At 30.4% G+C, this 260-nt stretch carries 1 protein-coding gene; it reads left to right on the top strand.

All coding sequences use genetic code 11. From position 1 onward, the window contains the following. Window positions 1-260, top strand: a 260-nt coding sequence (locus tag HMPREF3263_RS10790) for a hypothetical protein (RefSeq protein ID WP_371113371.1), incomplete at both ends; no start/stop codon positions are given.

The raw sequence follows: 260 nt of genomic DNA on the forward strand, positions 1-260 counted from the left end.
TGGATATGACAATAGCTGGAGCATATGCCACATTAAATATTGACGACTCTCACCTCAACAATAGTGAAGACTCAATCATTGAAATACTCAAGAATGAATTAGGCATAGCTCAACCTATTAATGGCGTTAATACAATTAATAAAATTGCCAAAATACCAAACTTATTTAATGCACATATAGATAATGTAGTACATAGCATTTGTGATCATATTGCGAAAAACACTCACAGGATAAAAAATTTATTTGAGTTATATGAGAAA

Source organism: Haemophilus sp. HMSC61B11, from assembly GCF_001838615.1.
Lineage (GTDB): Bacteria > Pseudomonadota > Gammaproteobacteria > Enterobacterales > Pasteurellaceae > Haemophilus_D > Haemophilus_D parainfluenzae_AD.